We start from the raw sequence: 1,978 nt of genomic DNA on the forward strand, positions 1-1,978 counted from the left end.
AACCTCCGCGAGACCGTCGAGTTCGAGCAGGCCACCCGCGCCGCCCTCGCCGACGGCCACTCCGTCTTCATCGAGGTCAGCCCCCACCCCGTCCTCTCCCTCGGCCTCCAGGGCACCGCCGAGGACGTAGGCGCCGACGCCGCCGTCCTCGGCACCCTGCGCCGCGACGAAGGCGGCCTCGACCGGATGCTCCAGTCCGCCTCCGAGCTGTGGGTGCTGGGCGTCGACGTGGACTGGGCGGGCGTCTTCGAGAACAGCGGCGCCCGAACCGTCGACCTGCCGACCTACGCCTTCCAGCGCGAGCGGTACTGGCCGCGCGCCGCCGAGTTCGCAGGCGATGTCGCCTCCGTGGGCCTGGAGGGCGCGGAGCACCCGCTCCTGGGTGCCGTCGTGAACCTGCCCGGCACGGGCGGCGTGGTGCTCACCGGCCGCCTTGCCGTTCGTACGCACGGCTGGCTCGCTGACCACGTGGTCGACGGGCGGGTCCTGGTGCCCGGGACGGCCTTCGTCGACATCGCGGTCCGCGCCGGGGACCAGGTGGGTCACCCCCTCGTGTCCGAACTCGTCCTGGAATCCCCGCTGGTGCTGCCCGAGAGCGGCGCGGTCGTCGTCCGGGTGGTCGTCGGCGGCGAGGGTGAGGACGGTGTCGGATCCGGCATGCGCCCGCTGATGGTGTACGGGCAGCCCGAGGGCTCGCAGACATGGACCCGCCACGCGGCGGGGGTGCTGGCGACCGGTGGGCCGACGGCCGGCGGGCTGACGGCCGACAGCGGCACGGAGCAGCCGGTGGACGCGTCGTGGGCCGCCGTGTGGCCGCCGCAGGACGCCGAGACCGTCGAGGTGTCCGACTTCTACGCCGAACTGGCGGCGACGGGTTACGGCTACGGCCCGGCCTTCCAGGGGCTGCGGGCGGCGTGGCGGCGCGCGGGCGAGGTGTTCGCGGAGGTCACGCTGGGCGAGGAGCCGGCCGGGCAGGCGGGCCGGTTCGGCCTGCACCCGGCCCTGCTCGACTCCGCCCTGCATGCCGTGAGCGCCGGGGGACTCTTCCCGGACGAGGCAGGACTCCAGCTGCCGTTCGCCTGGGAGGGCGTGGAGCTGCACGCGGCGGGCGCGGCGGCACTGCGGGTGCGCCTGGCGTCGGCGGACGGCCGGTCCCTCTCGGTCGAGGCCGCCGACGGTACGGGTGCCCCGGTCGCCACCGTCCGCTCGCTGAGCTTCCGGCCGGTGAGCGCGAACCAGCTGCGGGCGGCGGAGCACCAGGCCGCGGCGGAGTCGCTCTTCCGTCTGGAGTGGGTCCCGGCCGCGGGTGCCCCGGAGACCGTCCGGGACGAGGACGCCGATCTGGAGGTCCTGACGGTTCCCGGCGCGGCTCACGGCGCGCAGAGCGGTACGGCTGTGATCGCGGGCGTACGTGCGCGGATCGTGGACGTCCTCGAGCGGCTGCAGCAGTGGCTGGACGCGGAACGCGAGACGAACGCCCGCCTGGTTGTGGTGACCCGTGGCGCGGTCGCGGTCGCGGGCGACGAGATCCAGGACCTGGGCGCGGGCTCCGTGTGGGGTCTGATCCGGTCGGCGCAGTCGGAGAACCCGGGCCGGATCGTGCTGGTCGACACCGACACCGACACCGACGCCGACGCCGACGCCGACGCCGAGGTCGCCGTCGATGTCGGTGGTGACAGCGCAGTGAATGGTGCGGTGTTGGCTTTGATGGGTGAGCCGCAGGTGGCGGTGCGTGGGGGGAAGGTGTTCGTTCCGCGGCTGGTGCGGGCTGCGGGTGGTGAGCTGGTGGTTCCGGCGGGTGCCGGGGCTTTGTGGTCGTTGCGGAGCACGGGGAAGGGGACGCTGGAGAATCTGGCGTTGCTGCCTGTGGAGGAGTCGGAGCGGTCGGAGCGGTCGGAGCTTGCTGCGGGGTTCGTGCGTGTCGAGGTGCGTGCGGCGGGGGTGAACTTCCGTGATGTGCTGAACGCGTTGGGGATGT

At 73.9% G+C, this 1,978-nt stretch carries 1 protein-coding gene; it reads left to right on the forward strand.

The window, feature by feature from the left end; translation table 11 throughout:
• Positions 1 to 1,978, forward strand: a 1,978-nt coding sequence (locus ACFYPC_RS37005; protein WP_391891739.1) for a polyketide synthase dehydratase domain-containing protein, incomplete at both ends; no start/stop codon positions are given.

This window comes from Streptomyces sp. NPDC005808, from assembly GCF_042871385.1.
Lineage (GTDB): Bacteria > Actinomycetota > Actinomycetes > Streptomycetales > Streptomycetaceae > Streptomyces.